The sequence below is a fragment of the Pontiella agarivorans genome, assembly GCF_034531395.1.
Classification (GTDB): domain Bacteria; phylum Verrucomicrobiota; class Kiritimatiellia; order Kiritimatiellales; family Pontiellaceae; genus Pontiella; species Pontiella agarivorans.
Genome location: NZ_JARVCO010000010.1, coordinates 437,324 through 455,996 on the forward strand (window position 1 = coordinate 437,324; position 18,673 = coordinate 455,996).

General features: G+C 54.2%; 17 protein-coding genes and 1 pseudogene. 4 read left to right on the plus strand and 14 right to left on the minus strand.

Features of this window, described 5'->3' with window-relative positions; translation table 11 throughout:
• Positions 1–19 precede the first annotated feature (19 nt).
• The 8 genes and pseudogenes from P9H32_RS09410 to P9H32_RS09445 all read right to left on the minus strand — a co-directional run bounded on the left by P9H32_RS09410 (position 20) and on the right by P9H32_RS09445 (position 7,707).
• Positions 20–808, minus strand: a complete 789-nt coding sequence (locus P9H32_RS09410; protein ID WP_322608643.1) for an inositol monophosphatase family protein — start codon at positions 806–808, stop codon at positions 20–22.
• Positions 809–862: 54 nt separating this feature from the next.
• Entirely contained in the window at positions 863–1,456 is a 594-nt protein-coding gene (locus P9H32_RS09415; RefSeq protein WP_322608644.1) for a hypothetical protein, read from the minus strand.
• A gap of 87 nt (positions 1,457–1,543) precedes the next feature.
• Positions 1,544–2,557 (minus strand): flotillin-like protein FloA, encoded by a 1,014-nt coding sequence (floA, locus tag P9H32_RS09420; protein ID WP_322608645.1) that lies wholly within the window; start codon positions 2,555–2,557, stop codon positions 1,544–1,546.
• The gene (locus P9H32_RS09425; RefSeq protein WP_322608646.1) at positions 2,554–3,738 is read right to left on the minus strand and encodes a polymer-forming cytoskeletal protein; all 1,185 of its coding nucleotides are present in this window, start codon (positions 3,736–3,738) and stop codon (positions 2,554–2,556) included. Before P9H32_RS09425 ends, floA begins: the two co-directional genes overlap by 4 nt.
• Position 3,739: 1 nt before the next feature.
• A complete protein-coding gene (locus P9H32_RS09430) occupies positions 3,740–4,210 on the minus strand; it encodes an NfeD family protein (protein ID WP_322608647.1) in 471 nt (156 codons plus the stop codon).
• A 118-nt stretch (positions 4,211–4,328) separates the two neighbouring features.
• A complete protein-coding gene (locus tag P9H32_RS09435; protein WP_322608648.1) occupies positions 4,329–4,637 on the minus strand; it encodes an FtsB family cell division protein in 309 nt (102 codons plus the stop codon).
• Positions 4,638–4,972: 335 nt separating this feature from the next.
• A pseudogene (gene eno, locus P9H32_RS09440) lies at positions 4,973–6,241 on the minus strand (phosphopyruvate hydratase); the annotation flags it as partial.
• 119 nt (positions 6,242–6,360) lie between these two features.
• Entirely contained in the window at positions 6,361–7,707 is a 1,347-nt protein-coding gene (locus tag P9H32_RS09445; protein WP_322608649.1) for a C39 family peptidase, read from the minus strand.
• A gap of 215 nt (positions 7,708–7,922) precedes the next feature.
• Between P9H32_RS09445 and P9H32_RS09450 the strand changes: the two genes are divergently transcribed.
• Genes P9H32_RS09450 through P9H32_RS09460 form a run of 3 tightly spaced genes read left to right on the plus strand, consistent with a single transcriptional unit; the run spans position 7,923 to position 12,085 of the window.
• Positions 7,923–9,695 (plus strand): phospholipase D family protein, encoded by a 1,773-nt coding sequence (locus tag P9H32_RS09450; RefSeq protein WP_322608650.1) that lies wholly within the window; start codon positions 7,923–7,925, stop codon positions 9,693–9,695.
• Between the two features lie 14 nt (positions 9,696–9,709).
• Positions 9,710–11,263, plus strand: a complete 1,554-nt coding sequence (locus P9H32_RS09455; protein WP_322608651.1) for an RNA-binding domain-containing protein — start codon at positions 9,710–9,712, stop codon at positions 11,261–11,263.
• A 54-nt stretch (positions 11,264–11,317) separates the two neighbouring features.
• Complete coding sequence (locus P9H32_RS09460) at positions 11,318–12,085, plus strand: TatD family hydrolase (protein WP_322608652.1); 768 nt, start codon at positions 11,318–11,320, stop codon at positions 12,083–12,085.
• Here the strand turns inward: P9H32_RS09460 and P9H32_RS09465 are convergent.
• The 6 genes from P9H32_RS09465 to P9H32_RS09490 all read right to left on the minus strand — a co-directional run bounded on the left by P9H32_RS09465 (position 12,047) and on the right by P9H32_RS09490 (position 17,620).
• Positions 12,047–12,490, minus strand: coding sequence for a hypothetical protein (locus P9H32_RS09465; RefSeq protein WP_322608653.1), 444 nt, complete (start codon positions 12,488–12,490; stop codon positions 12,047–12,049). The two genes, P9H32_RS09460 and P9H32_RS09465, sit on opposite strands and share 39 nt — an antisense overlap.
• 53 nt (positions 12,491–12,543) lie before the next feature.
• On the minus strand, positions 12,544–12,933 hold the full coding sequence (locus tag P9H32_RS09470; RefSeq protein WP_322608654.1) for a hypothetical protein: 390 nt from the start codon (positions 12,931–12,933) through the stop codon (positions 12,544–12,546).
• A gap of 105 nt (positions 12,934–13,038) precedes the next feature.
• The gene (locus P9H32_RS09475; RefSeq protein ID WP_322608655.1) at positions 13,039–14,487 is read right to left on the minus strand and encodes a variant leucine-rich repeat-containing protein; all 1,449 of its coding nucleotides are present in this window, start codon (positions 14,485–14,487) and stop codon (positions 13,039–13,041) included.
• A 2-nt stretch (positions 14,488–14,489) separates the two neighbouring features.
• Positions 14,490–16,385, minus strand: coding sequence for a DNA translocase FtsK (locus P9H32_RS09480; RefSeq protein ID WP_322608656.1), 1,896 nt, complete (start codon positions 16,383–16,385; stop codon positions 14,490–14,492).
• Between the two features lie 65 nt (positions 16,386–16,450).
• Entirely contained in the window at positions 16,451–16,930 is a 480-nt protein-coding gene (locus tag P9H32_RS09485; RefSeq protein WP_322608657.1) for a GNAT family N-acetyltransferase, read from the minus strand.
• 33 nt (positions 16,931–16,963) lie between these two features.
• Positions 16,964–17,620, minus strand: coding sequence for a Vat family streptogramin A O-acetyltransferase (locus P9H32_RS09490; RefSeq protein WP_322608658.1), 657 nt, complete (start codon positions 17,618–17,620; stop codon positions 16,964–16,966).
• Positions 17,621–17,932: 312 nt separating this feature from the next.
• Between P9H32_RS09490 and P9H32_RS09495 the strand changes: the two genes are divergently transcribed.
• Positions 17,933–18,631, plus strand: a complete 699-nt coding sequence (locus P9H32_RS09495; RefSeq protein ID WP_322608659.1) for a Bax inhibitor-1/YccA family protein — start codon at positions 17,933–17,935, stop codon at positions 18,629–18,631.
• Positions 18,632–18,673: the final 42 nt, after the last annotated feature.

Consider the following 18,673-nt stretch of genomic DNA (forward strand, 5'->3'; position numbering starts at 1 on the left):
AATATTCCGTGATGCAGGGTTAACAGGGCTGGGTGTAAATGGATTTAAGGTCATCAAAGATATGCCGGTTCGAAGCGACCACCGTGGCTGACCCTGCAGGATGAGTATCGTTGAAAATTCGGGTAAGCCCTCCGGCCTGCTCAACGATCAGTGTTGCGGCGGCATAATCCCACAGAAAAATACTGCCCTCAAAAAAACCATCGGCGCTGCCGTCCGCGACGCGGCAGAGATCCAGTGCGGCAGCACCGGTCAAACGCAGTTTCTTTGTGCGCAACGTCAGCTTTTGAAAACGACCGAAATAGAGTTCCGGGTCCACTTCAATTTCTTTCGAAAGTCCGGTCAGGATCAGTGCTTTTTTCAGGGAAGAGGTTTGGCGCACCTGAATCGGTTCTCCATTCAGCCGGGCAGAATCGTCGCGATGTGCGGTATAGCAGGCATCGAACTCCGGAGCAAAAACACAGCCGGCAACGATTTTCCCTTTATGCCGAACAGCCACCGACGAACACCAGTATTCCAGGCCGTGTGAAAAATTCATGGTTCCGTCGATGGGGTCAATGATCCACTCGTAATCACTCAGCTGATTCGGAGTGGCATCTTCCTCGCCGAGAATGCCGTGTTCCGGAAAGACTTTCGAGATGACGGCTTCGGCTTGTTTCTGACTTTCAACGTCAAGCACCAGCTTGACATCGTGAGTAAAAACTTCGTTCGTTTCTGTGCGCCGGGCTTTATTGTTGAATGCATGGCTGCCCGCCGCTTTGGCTGCCGCGACGGCAACGTCGAGAAGGTCGGATAAGGATGGATTTTTCATCCGGGTATTAAGCTAAACCCCGAACGGCTTGGCAACTTCCAATCCTCGGAACTCTCAGCGCTGAGCGGTATTTTCGAACGAAGCATCGAAGGCCCGCGGCGGATCCAGTACCACTTTGGCGAGTATCGCCTTGCGAAGTTCTGCCGGATTTTTCAGCGAGAAATTAATGGAGCCGGCTGCGTTGTTTTTCATCATCGGCATCGATGGTATGGCCGCAGAGATGAAAGAGGATTTCATCGCTGGCATGGCTGTTTTCGACGATTTCAGCGAAGTAACCTGTACGGCGTTCAATTCAATCACCGGCTCAATATTGACCGGTTCGGGCATGGTGATGATTTCTTCGGAGGCGGTTGTCGGAATCTCGTCATGTTCTTGCTGATATTCCTCATAAGCGGCCTGTTCTGCCGTATAATCGGGCTTGTCATAGCCATCCGGCCATTCCGGCAGGTCCACCGGTTTTTCGTTCGGATCGAGCTTCCGGGCCAGTCCTTCAAAGAGGTCCTCCAGCGATGAAGAACGGCGCTGTTGCGGCTGCTCCTGCGCTTCCGCCGGCGTACGTTTTTCTTTTGCGCCGCGTTCCATCAGGAATTTCGCAAAGTTGATGAGCGCGATTACAATGAAAACCAGAAATGGAATTAAGTCATCCATAAATCCTCCTGCGTCGGAAGTCGAAAAATCGAAGCCCGGAATCCGAAACAGGTATTCTGATTCGGATTCCGAGGTCGGGTTCAGTGCTTAGGATTTGTTTTCGTTTTCGTCGTCACTTCCAGCAATGGATTCGCGCATGGAGGTGTCGGCCGAGATGTTCTGCATACGATAGAAATCCATGACGCCGAGATTGCCCTTGCGGAACGCTTCGGCCATGGCCAGCGGAACTTCGGCCTGGGCTTCAATCACTTTGGCCTGCATTTCCTGTACGCGGGCGCGCATTTCCTGCTCAGCGGCGATGGCCATCGCTTTGCGGCCTTCAGCCTCAGCCTGGCGCATAATCTTGTCGGCATCGGCGCGGTCGGTTTCCAGTTTTGCCCCGACGTTGGCAATCTGGCCGACGCCGGCAACAGATACGTCGGCGATATCGATCGAAACAATTTCGAAGGCGGTCTGGGCATCGAGTCCGGATTCGAGCACCTTGCGGCTGATGTGGTCGGGATTTTCGAGCACATCTTTATAGGAATTCATTGAGCCGATGGCCGAGACGATCCCCTGGCCGACCCGGGCAATGATGGTGGATTCCGTGGCACCGCCGACGAGGCGGTCGAGATTGGTACGTACAGTAACGCGTGCTTTCACGAGCAGGCGGATACCGTCTTTGGCGACGGCGTCGAGCATGGCGCCGGAGGTGGATTCAGAGTCGGGGCAGTTGATGACCTTCGGGTTGACGGAGGTCTGTACGGCATCGACAATGTTACGGCCGGCCAGGTCGATGGCGGCTGCCTGCTGAAATTGAAGATCGATGTTGGCTTTATCGGCGGCGATCATGGCGCGCACGACGTTCTGCATGGAGCCGCCGGCAAGGTAGTGGGCTTCGAGCATGCCGGTGCCGATATCCAGGCCGGCTTTGACCGCGGAAATGTAGGTGAGGACCACCTGGTTCGGCGGCACACGGCGCAGTTTCATGCCGATCAGATCGCGGATGCGGACCGGGGCTTCGGCGAAGAGTGCACGAACCCACAGGTTGATGACGGAAACAGCCAGTGCAAAAAAGACCAGCAGGAACAGAATCAGCGGTATGAGAATCACATAGATCATTTTTCATTCTCCTCGGGGTTGTAGTTTTCGTCTCTCAGCTTCTGAAGTTTATGTAAATCGGACGGCACCTGAAGAATCAGCCGCCGCTTTTCAATGAGAGCGATTATAAAGGATCCCATTCCCAGCAGCAAGACGATGATCTGTACAGGAATTCCAATGATGGGAAAAACGGCTGTGCCATAAATCACCGCCAGACCGGCCGAAACCGCGCCGATGACTTTGCCGAGGGAGTTCTGCGCTTTTTTGAGAATCAGGTTCCCGATGACCAGGGCGAGGAGAATGCGGCTAAGATATACCATTGCGGCCCACGAGCCGAGCAGGAGCATGCCGAGCGGAACTCCGATGAGTGATGAAAAACTCATGAGTCCGAAAAGGGGCAGCCCAAGTGAGGCCATCAGTCCTACCAGAATACATTTTCCCGGCGACCGTTTAATCAGCTGTGTCGACATGGCGGTGGTCATTGGAAACAGCGTGAGGAAGGGAATGCCGACAAGGATCGCCGCCACAAAACTGATCAGAATTTTTTTCAGCCGGCCGGCATCGAACAGCTCCGGTTCGGGCGGGGTGGACACAGAGCCGCCAATCACATCGCCGTCGAGAAACAGTTTTTTGGGTGCACTGTATTCAAAGTCGCCTTCAATCCGGGCTCCTTGGGCAAAGACGATATCCTGTGCCCGAACAGAGACATTGCCGAGAATGGTTCCGGCAAAGGTGACCGTCTGTGCCGATACGTCGACATTGCCCTCAATATGCCCTTCCTGCACGATGCTCATGGCCCCGTAAATGTGGGCATTTCCATGAATATAGGCATTGGTGCCGAGGACAATGGTATTTCCGGCAGCCAGCAGATTGCCCGCAATTCCACCATCGACTTTGATGGTCGGAGAATAGATACGCAGGTTTCGTTCACAGCTGCCGGTCTGTTCAATGGCGGTAAGTGTGGCCGCGAGGACGTTGCCCTGATAGATGCCGGCGAGCTGCAGGGGGGCGGCGGTTCCAATGAATAAATCATTTCCAAAAGTACCCGACACATCGGCCTGATCAGCATAAACCCACTGTTCGTTTTCGACTGAAGTGCCGAGACTGACGGCATACATATTGGTGGAGATCCATGGAATTGCGGCCTGTGCCTGCAGGGCCGCGCAAAGCACGAGAGAGGAGAAAAATGGTTTTAATGGCATATTACACTTTCACGACGGAGACATGGCCGCCGGAGGTTGAGGAAACTTGGATGTGCTGGCCGGCTTCAATCCATTCGCCGTCGGCCATGACATCGATTCGTTTTCCGTTAAAGACGGCAATGCCGGACGGGCGCAGGGTGGAAACGGCTTCGCCTTCGGTGCCGATTTCAATCTTTTCTTCCATCGGCGATTTATACTCGGCTTGGTTTTCCTGCAGCGAAAGACTTTTTCCGATTCGGCTTTTCGGGAAATAGCGGATCCAGACGATCAGGGTCATGATGCCGAAGAGCAGCAGCCCGAGTGCACTCACCATGTTCCAGGGTTCGGAAAAATTCCGCCAGCCGATAACGGCGGCTACAATCCATGCAACGGATCCGAAGATGCCGAGGATGCCGCCGGGAATGAAAATCTCCATACCGATCAGCACAAAGCCGACCAGCAGAAGGGTCAAATATAGAGTAATCGGTTCCATGAGCCGAATAATAGGGAAGATCAGCGAAAGTTAAAGATTTGAATGTGTTGATTTGGCGAGGGTGTTTCGTGACGGTATTTCGGAGGCCGGAAGGATCGGCGATGTGAAAACAGCAGGATCAGTAGCTGCCGGTTTCCTCCGGAAAGTGGAAGATGGTTTCGTTGGTTCGGGCATAGCCGACTTCGTGCGCCACTTTCTCAACAAAATCGGGGTCTGTTTTGAAACGCCGCTGTTTATTGATCAGCTCCTCTTCGGCATCCACGGTGATCTCGATGCGCTGTTGCAGGGAATCGTAGGTCTGCTGGTATTCCTGCATTTGACGGACTTTGGGGGTGAAGGCCAGCACAACACCGACGCCGGCCATAATGATGATGGCCACCAGTACAATGCGGTTGATCAGGTTCCAGTATTTTTCCGTCTGTTGCATAGGATGTAACGCGTAAGCTGTAATACGAAAGGGTATGGGTGAAATATAACGGGAAACGAAACGGCGACAAGAATGTTTTAAGGGCGGGGCGGATTGCCGTGCTTATTCCGGGCGGACGGAAGTGACCTCTTCTGCCCGGAAGAATAAAAAGGCGCCCCGAGGGACGCCTTTTGAGGGTAGAAGTTTAAGCGGTGAGCTTATTTCTTCTTACCGGCTTTTTTCTTGGAAGCTTTCTTTTTGCCGGCTTTCTTTTTGGAAGCTTTCTTCTTGGTGGCCTTTTTCTTGGAGGCTTTCTTTTTGGAAGCTTTCTTAACGATAACCGGTTTCAGTTCGTCGCCGTAACGGCTGTCGCTGCCGAGCATTTCTTCGATGCGGAGCAGCTGGTTGTATTTGGAGATGCGGTCGGAGCGGCTGAGCGAACCGGTTTTGATCTGGCCGGCGTTGGTGGCTACAGCGATGTCCGCGATGGTGGTGTCGGAAGTTTCTCCGGAACGGTGGGAAACGACGGCGGTGAATCCGGCTTTGTGGGCCATTTCGATGGCGTCCAGCGTTTCCGTCAGCGTACCGATCTGGTTCACTTTGATGAGGATGGAGTTACCGCAGGCTTCATCAATTCCGCGCTTCAGGAATTTGACGTTGGTCACGAACAGGTCGTCACCCACGAGCTGACATTTGTCGCCGATCATTTCGGTCAGCACTTTCCAGCCAGCCCAGTCCTGCTCGTCCATTCCGTCTTCGATAGAGTCGATCGGATAGTTGGAGATCAGTTCTTCGAGGTATGCAGCCTGTTCTTCGGAAGAGCGCTTGGCTCCGTCCTTGCCTTCGAATTTAGCGTAGTTGTAAACGCCGTTTTCGTAGAACTCGGAGGAGGCACAGTCGAGAGCGATGGTTACATCTTTGCCCGGTTTGTAGCCCGCGTCTTTGATCGCTTTCATGATGGAGTCGAGCGCTTCTTCAGTTCCGCCGGAGAAGTTCGGAGCAAATCCGCCTTCGTCACCGACTGCAGTGGAGAGGCCTTTTTTCTTAATGATGGCTTTCAGCGCATGGAACACTTCTGCTCCGCAACGCAGGCCTTCTTTGAAGGTCGCTGCGCCGATCGGACGGATCATGAATTCCTGGAAGGCGATCGGAGCGTCGGAGTGGGAACCGCCGTTGATGATGTTCATCATCGGAACCGGAAGCGCTTTGGAGTTGGTGCCGCCGATGTAGCGGAACAGCGGAATACCGAGTTCGTCTGCAGCGGCGTGTGCTACGGCCAGAGAAACGCCGAGCATTGCGTTGGCGCCGAGGTTGGATTTGGTTTCGGTGCCGTCGAGTTCAAGCATCAGATTATCAATGCCGACCTGATCGATTGCATCCATGCCGATGATGACCGGTGCAATTTTATCGTTCACATTGGCCACAGCTTTTTCACAGCCTTTTCCGAGGTAGCGGTCTTTAACACCGTCACGCAGTTCGAGGGCTTCGTTGACGCCGGTGGAAGCTCCGGAGGGAACAGCGGCACGGCCGGTAGCGCCGGAATCGAGAACGATATCGACTTCGAGAGTCGGGTTACCACGGGAGTCGAGGATCTCGCGAGCGAGTACATCGATAATTTCTGACATAACTTGTCTCCTTCTAGTTGGTTAAAACGGAATAATTTCCCCAAAACGAGCGGCGAATATAACGGTGCGCTAAAAAGGGGGCAATTCAATAAGGACTAGAATTCATCACGTATATTTGCTTACCACTTGATGATGTTCATGGTGCCATAGGAAAGTCCTCGCATCGCTTTGGCGGCTACCCAGCGTTCGGTATATGCGGGACCCCAGCTGTCGGAGATGGCAATTTCCCCGGTTGTTTCATTATAGCCGATAATCAGACAGATGTGTCCGCTGACGCTGGTGTCTTCGTTCTGCCCGGAATTATTGTACTTCTGTTCAACTTTCCAGCCGTTACGCTTTGCGGTATTGAGGGTGGCTTCGCGCTGGAATTGCGGGGTGCTGAGAAAGGTCCACATGACCGGCAGTCCCTTATCAATATACAAGGAGATTTTATCTACGGTAGGCGTTTCACCCACTTTACCGAGTTTTCTTCCATAGGAAGAGATGATGTTGCTGGTGGCTTTGATAATGTTTTCGGAATAGGTTCCTCCTCCGATTCCGGTGTTGGCAGCAAGGGCCAGCAAATACATATCGGCGGGGATGTCGACGAAGCGGAGATAGCGTTCCCACGTTGCCGGTGAGCAGTAGCCTTTGGGGCCTTGGTCAATCATTGGAATATTCGTGATGATTACATCGCCGTTTGCACGACGTTCCACGCAGGAGGACATGCGCTGTTTTAATTCGGCATCGGAGAGGCGTGCCGTTTTTCCGCCTTTTTCGGCTTGGTCAAGGGGCATAATGCGTATGGCGGTGTATTTGTCCTTTTGAATCGAAAGCAGAATGGCATGGCCGTTCCAGTCCCACCGCCAAACCTTTTCCCGCAAATCGCCGGTGCCTATAGAATCGCGTTCCGGGCTGCCCAGCAAACGTTCCAGCTGCATCTCCATATATTCTCCGCACTCTTCAATCTGTTCGATCAGTTTTTCAGTATTGGTATTCGGGGGAATATCGCCGAGGTTCAGAAAAAACATAGAGAGGCTGTTTGCAAAATCCGTATCGCCATAAAGGGCCAGCGCATAGACGGGCTGATCAATGATGCTGGCCTGTCCCTGTGGATAGGATCGGTAGTTTTCCATGAAACTGGTTTTCGATTCTTTTTTCAGTTCCAGCCGTTTTCCAACCGCCGCAGTCGGATCGTCCCAGAGGTTGGTATCCTGCCAGATCGGCAGGTCGAAAAGGCGGTTCATTTTCTCCCAGGAAACAGGGTGCAGGGAGTCGCTGTTTTTTTCGGCCAGCAGGTTTTCCAGATATCGGACATCGGCTTCGGAAAAAGTAGAGAAGGGGACGGAAAATGATTTGCCGCGGCCGGTAACAAGCTCCACGGTTCTGTCGGAATTTACTTTGCGCACATCGGCGACAACCTTCTTGCCCTGCGTGCTTGTCCAGGTCCGCCCATACGAGCCCGAAACAAACACTGCGGCAGCCATCAAAAAAAGGATTCGTTTCATGAGGTTAAAATAGTCGCTGATGTGTTTAAGGTAAAGAGCGTATAGTTTTTTGGATGAGCATCGACGGACGTTTGATTTACAACAGGCTGAGGTGTCCGGAAGCCGAGCGGAAGGCCGGGGTTGATTTACACCGGAATCACGATAACATGCGGGCGTATATGTTGAACAAATGGAACAGGAACGGGATAGGCTCGGTGATAGGGTTGGCCTTGGCGCTGCTGACCGGCTGTTCGACGATTCCTGAACGCGACCTGGAAAATGCATTCACGTATCAGCGTCTGAAGCGGTATGAGGTGCATGAAGTCGCACCCATTGAGTCTGAATTTATAGACCTTGCTTCCAAGGCCTGGAAAAACAAAGAGAACGGAAATCCGGCGCAGTACATCAGTATTCTTGAACTGGGCGACGATGCCTTGCTGGCGCGGGTCCACCTGATCCGTGCCGCGAAACGCTCGATTGACCTGCAGACGTTTATCTGGAAGGACGATGCCACCAGCCGATTTGTTTTTGATGAGCTGGTCCGCGCGGCCGAGCGCGGGGTGCTGGTCCGGATGCTGATCGATGCCATGGTTACTCCCGCGGATTCAAAGCAGCTGGCCCGAATGGCGCGGGCGCACCATAATCTTGAGATTGCACTCTATAAGCCCATGGCGGAAACGTCATATGTCGGCCGAATCGGCTTCTGGAAAAATCTGGCTTTCAAAAGCCGGCGCATGAACCGGCGCATGCACAACAAGCTGCTGCTGATCGATGGGCAGGTTGGTATTTCAGGCGGACGGAACTATCAGGACAGATATTTTGACCGCGATACGGATTTTCTTTTCCGCGATCGTGATGTGGTGGTGGCCGGTCCTGCGGTGAGGGATATGCAGGATTCCTTTGAGCTTTTCTGGCAGGATAAGGATGCCGTTTTTCTGACCCAGTTTCCTGATGTGCAGAAAGAATTTAAATCCCTCCCGGAGCAGTCAGGCCGGCTGTCCGATCCTGCTGATGCCGGGATGTTTGAAGAGATCAGCCGGCTGGCCGATGCCTATTCCATTTCCAGCCATCGGAACTCACTGAGTGTCTATGAAGCCGACCGGGTCAGTTTTGTCTACGACACTCCGCGCAAATTCCGGGGCAGAAAAGAGCGCCTGAGTTTTGATGAATATTTTGAGGCGGTTCTTTTGCAGAGTGAGGAGCGGTTGGTGTATCAGACGCCCTATCTCATCTACAGCCGTGATCAACGCCGTGCGTTTAAGGCCCTCCGTAAAACCAATCCGAAATTCCGTATCATCGCCTCCAGCAACAGTCTGGCGTCGGCCGATCACCTTCCGGTCTACGGAGTTTCGTTCAAGCACCGGAAAGAGCTCTATCAAAAAGCCGGGATCGATATTTACGAAGCCAAGCCTTTTCCCGCCGCGCAGCGTGAATATGTGTATGACTATGACCGGATTCTTGATCGGGCCATTCAGAAAGCCGGCATCACCGACCGCAGCGAAATTCCCCATATCGAGCGTGCAGGACCGATACTCTGTATTCACTCTAAATCGTTCGTGCTCGATGGTCGGATTACCCTGATCGGCTCGCATAATTTCGATCCGCGTTCGGCCAAGCTCAACACCGAATGCGGCGTATTTATTTTTGATGAAGAAGTTTCGGCTGTTCTCGAAAAAAGAATTCTCGAAGCATGTGAACCTTCCAATGCCTGGACCGTCAGTAAAGGCAAGCACACGCCGGTCATTTCACATTTCAGCGGTTTTGTCGGAACCATTTCAACGGCACTTCCGGTTTTTGATGTGTGGCCCTACCGCTATACAACCAATTATGAACTGAAAGACGGCTGCGCTGTCCTGGGACCGCGCGATCCGGATTTTAAGAACAATTATACCGATGTCGGCTATTTCCCCGAAGTGGAGAGTTCGGTTAAAGTCATTCAGACCCGACTTGCAAAAGGATTCCTCGGATGGGGTCGCCCATTCATGTAAACACGGAGAACACCATGCTGAGCAGACGATTCACACGAGACCTCATTCTGGTGCTCATCATATTATCCGTTGCCATTGCGGCCCCCGTGGCCTACTTCGCCACGCAGGCTCGCCGCGATATATCGGAGCAGTTTATTTTCGATGCCTCCAACCGCGCCGTCGAACGCTTCCGGGGTATGGCTCAGTCCATGGAGGCCACACTCGGTCTGATGCGTGACTGGGGGATTTCCGGTCAGTTGCATTTGGAAAAAGACGATGATCTTGCCCGGTTCCTTTTTCCGGTCTTCACCCGCGAGAAGCAGTTGACCGGAATCTCTGTCGGCACTCAGTCCGGTGAAAGTTTCTCCGTCTGGCGCGATGGAAACCGGTTCCGCTCCCGGCATGTCCATATGAGCGGCGGAGAAAATAATGCGGAAGAAAAATACTGGACATCCCAGGCCGAAATACTGGAAGAGAGCACCGCAACCTCAACGTATGATCCTCGTCTCAGGCCTTGGTTTACCCCGGCGCTGACCTCCCGGAAAATTCAGTGGACGCAGCCCTATAAATTCCATTCAACACAGCGCGTGGGTATTACGGCCTCTACCTCATTCCTCCGTAAAGACGATGGCGAGCCGGTGGTCCTTGCGTTTGATATGCAGCTCGATAAACTGTTCGAGGATTTTTCCGGTCTGTCGCCCAGTGATCATTCCCGAATCATTATTTTTCGACACGACAACCAGCTCTACCGGCCGGGCGGCGATTCGCTGGAACCGGGGTTCATGCCCATGGTTGATGTCGAAGATTCGCTTATTCGCAAAGTGCACGCCAATTGGACCGGCGAAGAAGATCTGGCCGGCCGTGTAGTTTCTGTGCTTCATGACGGCGCGGTATGGTGGTGCGGGTTTCAGCCCCTGGAAAAAGAAAGCCGTAACACCTGGATCTGCGTCATGATCCCCGAAAAGGACATCACCGGCCATGCCGGCCGCCGTATGTACCGCGTTATCGGAGTGGGCATCCTTTCCCTGATCATCGCTTCCGGGCTCGCCGTCTGGCTGGTTTATCGCGGCCATCGTTCTTTCGAAGGAGCAGCCCTGTTCGATCCCGAACATCCCGAATCCAGCCTGCGTCAGCTCATCGAGCAGGGGGAGAACCGTGCCGTCGAATTCAAATCGACCCTGCGCATGAATCTGCACTCCAAAAAACCGGGCAAGGAAATTGAGCTCGCCTGGATCAAAGGGGTTGCCGGTTTTCTCAATACCGACGGCGGAGTTCTGCTGCTCGGAGTCACCGACGACGGTGAAATTACCGGTCTCGAACGCGATGTGTTTGAAAACGAAGACAAATGCCGGCTCCATTTCAAAAATCTCATCAGTAAACATATCGGTGCAGACCGTTCCAAATATATCCGCTTTCTCCTTGTTCCAATCGATGGGAAAACCGTCGGGGTTGTCCGCTGCGCCCGGGCGGAAGAACCCGTATTTGTGAAGGACGGCAACAAAGAACACTTCTATATCCGCAACGGCCCGTCCTCCGACGAACTGCCCGTCAGCCAGGCCCTCAATTATATTAAACGCCGAAAACGATAACTATCTATTCTGAGCCCCACGATCGTGGGTGCTGGATGATATACTTTTAAGAAGATGAAACTATTTGATGCACATAATCACATTCAGGATAACCGGCTGTTTCCCGACCTTGAAAAAGTAATGAAACGGGCGGCTGAGGTCGGTGTTGTAAAGATGGGAATAAAGGGGTGTTGCGAGAGCGATTGGCCGCGGGTCATCGACCTCTCGAAAACCTATGACGGAATCTATCCTTCATTCGGTCTGCACCCGTGGTTCATCAGCGAACGTTCTGAACAGTGGCTGCGGACGCTGGAAAATCTGCTGATGGAATATCCTGAAGCCGCCGTCGGAGAAATCGGAATTGATCATGCCGTTGAAGAGCGCGACGACGTGGAGCAGGAAAAGGTATTTTTCCAGCAGTTGGAACTGGCGCGGACACTGGAACGCCCGGTTTCGATTCACTGCCGGCGGGCATGGGGGCGGCTGATCGAGTTGCTGGATGACTTCGGGAAGCTGCCGTGCGGGATGCTGATCCATTGTTTCGGCGGGTCGGCCGAAGTTGCGACAGAGCTGGTGAAACGCGGCGGTTATATTTCGTTTTCCGGTTCCATCACCCGTCCGAATGCCCGCAAGGCCGGCCCGGCCATACGCGCCGTGCCCGATGACCGTATTCTAATCGAAACCGATGCGCCGGATATTTTGCCGACCACGGCGACGGGGCATTTGAATGAACCGGCGAATGTGAAACTGGTTTTGGAAAAAGCCGCCGAGTTTCGCGGCCTTCCGGCGGAGACGCTGGCCGAATTAACCTTCCGAAATGCCGAGCGCTTCTTCGGGTTCTGACTGGTAGATGACTTCAATAGTTTGAAGTTCTCCGGTTTCGTCCTGAGCAATGGTTTCCACCTTAAGTACCCGAATGTCGGGGAGGTCGGTATTGATGAGCAGGGCGACGGGCCGGGCATCGAAATGAATTTCGGTTTTGAATTCGCCCTTTTCCTGATAATCGACGCGATAGGCTTTTTCGGTTTCCGGATCCAGTTTGCGCAGGCGTACGGGCGGCGCCTTTTTCGGTGCAGCCTTGCGCTTTGATTTTTTCCGCTTCCGGCGCGAGGGCAGGTCGTCCGGCGGTGTGAGCGGATAGGGCTCGCCGCCGAGGATGACGTTGATCTGCCGCTCAAGGTCGAATACATCGACCAGGAGATCTTCGCGCTCCATCAGCTTCTGGTTAATCTGGATCTGTTTATTCATGAGAGGGAACCACGGAATACACGGAAAATAATCCGTTCTGTGTATTCAGTGGTCTACTGATCTTTGTCGGAGGCCTCTTCTGCTTCAGCCTCGATCTCCGTCTCAACCGCCTCTTCTTCCGCAGTTTCTTCGGCCGGTTCTTCTTCGGTCACTTCCGGCTCCGGTTGCGGTTTGGGTGCGGGTTTCGGTTTCGGGCGGGACGCGGGTGCAGGTTTTGCAAATCCGGCGACGGGAACGGGCGGCTCGGGATAGACGAATGCGCCTTCTTCGCCGACCAGCTCTTCAACCTGCAGCTCAATCTCTTCGATCTGACGGTAGGCTTCCTCGCGCTTCACGAGCAACTCGTCAATCTTTACACGGGCTTCAAACGCCTCGCGGATCGTTTCGGCATCGGCCTGCAGAATAATATCGCGGGCGGTCAGTTGGATCAGTTTTTTTGCCATGGTTATTACCTCTGTTTCTAAATCACGAAAGACACTGAATACACGAATACCGGTAGATCGATTTTCGTGCGGTTTGTATATTCCGTGGTCATCTAATACATCCTGTTACTTAAAAAAGTTCACAATTTTCGAGACGAGACTTTCCTCGCCGTCAGCTTCATCAAATTCAGTTTCATCGTCTGTTTCGGGCAACTGCTCCAGTTTTTCCCGGGCGCGTTCCGCGACAGCCGGGTTCCAGTCCTTGGAAAGTTCGGTCAGAGCGAAGCGGGTCAGAATTGGATTTTCGCAAAGTGCCAGACGAACGCAGACCGCGTCGTCGCGCGTCAGTTTCCGGACATGGGAACTGGTCAGTTCCTCGGCCGCACAGGCAAAGGTCCGCAGGGAAGGGCGTTTGTGGGACAGCAGTTTTTCAAGCAGTTCCGGTTTGGTCCGGGTAAACGTCACGCCTTTCAAGGCCAGATGCGCGATCGCTTCCATATCCTCGCGTTCGTTTACAAAAATATTCACCATCTCTTCGTCAAGATCATCGCGGTAAATCATCTGCAATCGAACATCGTCCGACTCATGATGGCAAAGCTCAATTTTTCCAGACCTTGGAAGATTCGGGTTTGCGGCCAGAGCTTGACAGGCCGCCGGATCGTTGGATGCGGCAATCAGCAGGGCGACTTCTTCATCGATTTCCGGGTTTGCGGCCAGCGCGGCGCGGACCTCGGCCGAGGAATCGGCGGCGAGCAGGTGCTGGATTTCGACCGGCAGCGCCGGATATCCGGCGGTTTCCGCCCGTAGTTTTTTGTTGTCCGATTCCGCGCGGGCGAGCAGCTCGGCGGCATCGGGTTCATAGAGGTCCTTCACTGCACTTTTCACCAGCGGGTCGGGACTGAAGCGAAGGGCCTGTATGATTTCCGGCTTCAGTTTTGAACGACTGAGCAGCAGACGCTGCATTTCCGGATTATCCGATTCCGCCCAACCCAGCAGCATCTCCTCGTCCACCCGGCCGAAACCGAATAAGGCCGCTCGGATTACGGCGCTGTCATCGGCCGAAAGGGCATGTACGATTTCGGCGGGAAGTTTGGCGGAAAATGCGAGGGCGGCGCGTACAGCCGGCTCCGGATCACAGGCCAGGGCGGCGCGGTAATTATCATTAATCGTTCCGTTCCCGGCGAGCGATGCCCGCACCGTCAGGCTTGGATCGTTCAGCAGTTCCGAGGTGATCTTCGAGTTCTGCAGTTTATTGGCCGCCAGTGCGGCCCGAACCGCCGGACCGCCCTCTCGTGCCATGCGTACCAGCAGCAGATGGGAACAGCGCGGGTTGGTGGCAATGGCCGCCTGAATTTGCGGGTCGGCGCAGGCGTCGGCCAGATCTTCCAGCACCTGGCTCGGCACGGTGGGGTAGAGTGCCAGAAAGAGCAGTACGTCGCGTTCCGGATGTTCGCTGTAGAGATCAATCAGCACGCGGCTGGGCAGCAGGTTGTGACGGTATTGCTTCACAACCTCGCGCGGGCCATCGTTTCGGATGGCCTCCAGCAGTTCGTCTTTATGGATCTCAGCAGGCATGATTAATAACTGTCGATTAAAATTTCGCGCGGGGTGCTGCCGATCTGCGGGCCGACAATGCCGCGGCGTTCCATTTCTTCAATCAGGTTGGCGGCGCGGTTGTAGCCGATACGCAGACAACGCTGAATATAGGAGGTCGATGCCCGCTGGTCGCGCAGAATAATTTCAATAGCCTGGTCGAGCAGTTCATCGGATGCTTCCGCATCCTGCAGGGCATAGGCCTCGTCGCTGTCACATGGGGCCAGATCGGTGATGGAGGTTTTAAAGTGCTGTTCCCGCTGTTCTGCGCAGTGCGCAACGGCCCGCGCAATTTCGTCATCGTCGACCCACGGTCCCTGCACCCGTTTAAGGGTTCCGATGCCCGGCGGACTGAAGAGCATATCGCCTTTTCCGCGCAGCGCTTCGGCGCCGCGGCCATCCAGAATGGTGCGCGAATCAATCTGCGACGACACTTTGAATGCAACACGGGTCGGGAAGTTGGCTTTAATCATGCCGGTGATCACATTAACGCTCGGGCGCTGCGTGGCAATGATGGTGTGAATGCCGACCGCGCGCGAAAGCTGGGCAATACGGGCCAGCGCGGTTTCCACATCGGCCCCGGTGGTCAGCATAATATCCGCCAGCTCGTCAATGATGACGACGAGGTAGGGCATGCGTTTCATGCCGAGTTCATCCATTTTGGCATTGTAGCCCGCAATATTCCGCGCTCCAACCTGCGCCATGGTTTTATAGCGCTCCTCCATTTCCCGCACGACCCACTGCAGGGCGGGCACCACCAGTTTGGCTTCTGTGATGACCGGCCGAACGAGGTGCGGCAGTTTTTCGTAGGCACCGAACTCGACGCGTTTCGGGTCGATTAGAATCAGCTCCAGTTCATCCGGAGAAAATTTACTGAGCAGGCACATCAGAATGGTATTCATGCAGACCGATTTGCCGCTGCCGGTTGCGCCGGCAATCAGCATATGGGGTGCGGCATTGAGGTCGGCAATACAAAGGCTTCCGCCCAGCTCCATGCCCAGCATCAGCGGAATGGCGGCGGACGTTTCCTGCCAATCTCTGGAGCGCAGCAGCAGGCCGAGGTTGAGCGGCGCGGAATTGCCGTTCGGAATTTCGAGCCCGACGTAGGGCTTGCCCGGAATCGGAGCCTGAATGCGGATGCTTTCGGCCGCCAGTGCCAGTGCCAGATTATTGCTCAGCGAACTAATGGCTTCCACGCGGACGCCGAGGCCGGGCTTGAGACGCAGCTGGGTGACACGCGGGCCGACGACGGCATCCCAGACGGTGGCGTCGACCGCAAAATTGTCGAGGGTATCCTGAACCGCCTTTTTCTGGTGCTCCAGCTCTTCGGGATCAATAAAGATGAAGTCGGTATTTTCCGGCTGATTAAAGAGATCGGCGCCGGGGCGCATATAGTCGTCTTCCACAGCCGCCACCTGCTCATGAACTTCATGTTCGGGTTCCACGATTTCGATGGGGGCCGGTTCGGCGGCCACGGTTTTCGGCAGAGGCTCTTCTTTAATTTCGCTTAATTTCTGCTGCACCGTGTCGGCATGCTGTCTGATCCGTTCGATGGCCGCGTTCCGAGCATTGGAAAAACGTTCCTGCTGTGCGGAGCGGGCGGCAATACGGTCCGCATATTCGGTCCGCCAGGCGGCGAGCTGTTCCTCGCGCTGAATCCGCTGCTCTTCAGCGGCGGCTTCGGCGGGGTCGATAACATCCTCAAATTCGTCCTCTTCTTCGACTTCGACGACGCGCTCAAAGCCGGCGGCTGAGAGCAGGCCATCGCCGATACGGGTCATGAACGACCGCACTGCACGGGCGGAAAAAGGGTCTGATCCCTTGAATTCCAACGGCTTGCGGTTACGGTTTTCGAGTTTTTCTGGAGAGGCTTGCGGCATAAATTTTTCAGGATGTTCAAAAGCCGGTTACTGTACAGAAAAGCCGCGCTTTCAGGCGAGCCAATTCAGCTTTTTTCCCGGCGTGAAAGGGTTTTTTCCATGCGATACCGCAAAAATTCGATACCGCGCCGCACCGGCCGCTCTTCGGCGAGAACCCGGAATCCGTTTTTTTCAAATAGCGGACGTGATATCGCGCTGGCTTCGGTTCGGATCAGCGGGGCGTTCTGTTTCAATGCAGCGGATTCCAGTTTATGAAGAAGAGAGGAGGCATAGCCGCGCCGAGCAAAGCGGGGGTGGCAGTAAAGAAAGGCAATGTGATCAGTCGGATTCAGCTGGCCGAAGGCTACGGGGATACCATCTTCCACAGCACAAAGGGTCAGACCCTGCAGCAGGGTTCGGCGGAATTCCCGTGGGTCCTCGGGATAGGTCGCCCATGCCTGCACCTGCTCATCGGTATAGGCCTGCCGGCCGAGGTATAGTGCGGCTGTGCGGTAGATTTCGATCACTTTATCGCAATCGCAGTTCCGGTATAGTTGGATTTGCATGACAGGTTAATCCGTTTGTTCGCAGCTTAATGTTCAGGGTTCGAAGGATTCAGCCGTTTTGACGAGTCGGGTCAGATCGTCCGGATGACCCGAGACAATGCTCTGCAGATTTTCCGTGATGACGTCCGCCGGCCAGTTCCACCATTGGACCGCCAGCAGTTTTTCCACGGTATCCCGGCCGAACCGCATTCGGATCTCTTTTGCAGGATTTCCTCCGTAGACGGCATAAGGCGGGACATCGCCGGTGACGACTGATCGCGAGGAAATAATCGCTCCGTCACCAATCGTAACGCCGGGCATAATCAGACTGTCATAGCCGATCCAGACATCATTTCCGATAACGGTATCGCCTTTGTACGGCAGGTCGCCCGGTTCGGGTTGCGCCTCCTCCCATCCGTTTCCAAAAATATAAAACGGAAAAGTGGAGTGGCCGGAGAGTTTATGGTTTGCCCCGTTCATGATGAATTTTACGCCACGGGCAATGGCGCAGAACTTCCCGATGATCAATTTGTCGCCGATAAATGGAAAGTGGTAGAGGACATTGCGTTCAAAATCTTCGGAATTTTCCGGATCATCGCAGTAGGTGTAATCGCCAATGACAATATTTGGATTATCCACCGTATTTTTAATGAAGCAAATTTGGGGAAATCCCTCCATGGGATGTTTGCGGTCCGGGGATGGGTAGTTCATCGCTTGTCCTTGGCTTGTTTTATGAGAGACGATTCATGTGCATTTAAGCGCGAAGGGAGCCCCGGTTTCAATCGCGGGTAAGTTATTTTTTAAGAGAAAGAAAAAGCAGACTGTGCGCGTATTCCCGCGATCGCGGATCACGCCCGCAGGTTGATAGGGGACGATACGGTGGGTATAATGCATGGTACGGGGAACGGGCCTCCTGCCGACGAATCGAAGGGGAAGGCCGTTATAATTTTCCGAAGATTGGATACTGGTGTTGAGCGCCGATTTTGAATAGGGTTAGGTCCGATTAACCGTAAGGATTTTATTATGAACCAGTATGCACAACAGTTATCCGTTTCTCAGTCGGAGCCGTCGGAGCGCGCGGCGTTTATTCGGCGAACCTATGCTCATCTGGCCGGTGCCTTGCTGCTGTTTGCCGGGCTGCTGGCCTATCTGATTCCATCGCCGTTCGGTGAGCAGTTTACCGGCTGGGTGCTGGGCTCAAAGTTTGGATGGCTGGGGGTGCTGGGCGGCTTTACGGTGTTGGGCTGGCTTGCGCGGGGGCTGGCCACGAGTCCGGCCTCGCAGTCCATGCAGTATCTCGGGCTGACGCTGTATGCAATTATGGAGGCGGTAATCTTTGTGCCGATTATGTACATTGCAGCGTACTATTCCGATCCGTCCGTTATTCCCACCGCGGGGGTCATTACACTGGCCTTGTTCGGCGGACTGACGGCGGTGGTTTTCACCACCCGCAAGGATTTTTCATTTCTGCGCGGGGCATTAATGGTCGGCGGTTTTGCCGCTTTGGGGCTGATTATTGCCGGAACGCTTTTCGGATTTTCCATGGGAATCTGGTTCAGTGCGGGGATGATCGGGCTGGCAGGGGCGGCGATTCTCTATGATACCTCGAAAATCATGCTGCACTATCGCACCGATCAGCACGTCGGTGCCGCCCTCGAACTGTTTGCCTCGGTGGCCATGCTGTTTTATTACGTGCTGCGTCTGTTGATGGACCGGCGTTGACCGGGAGATCGATTTTTTAATTTCCGTCCTTTTCGGGCTGTA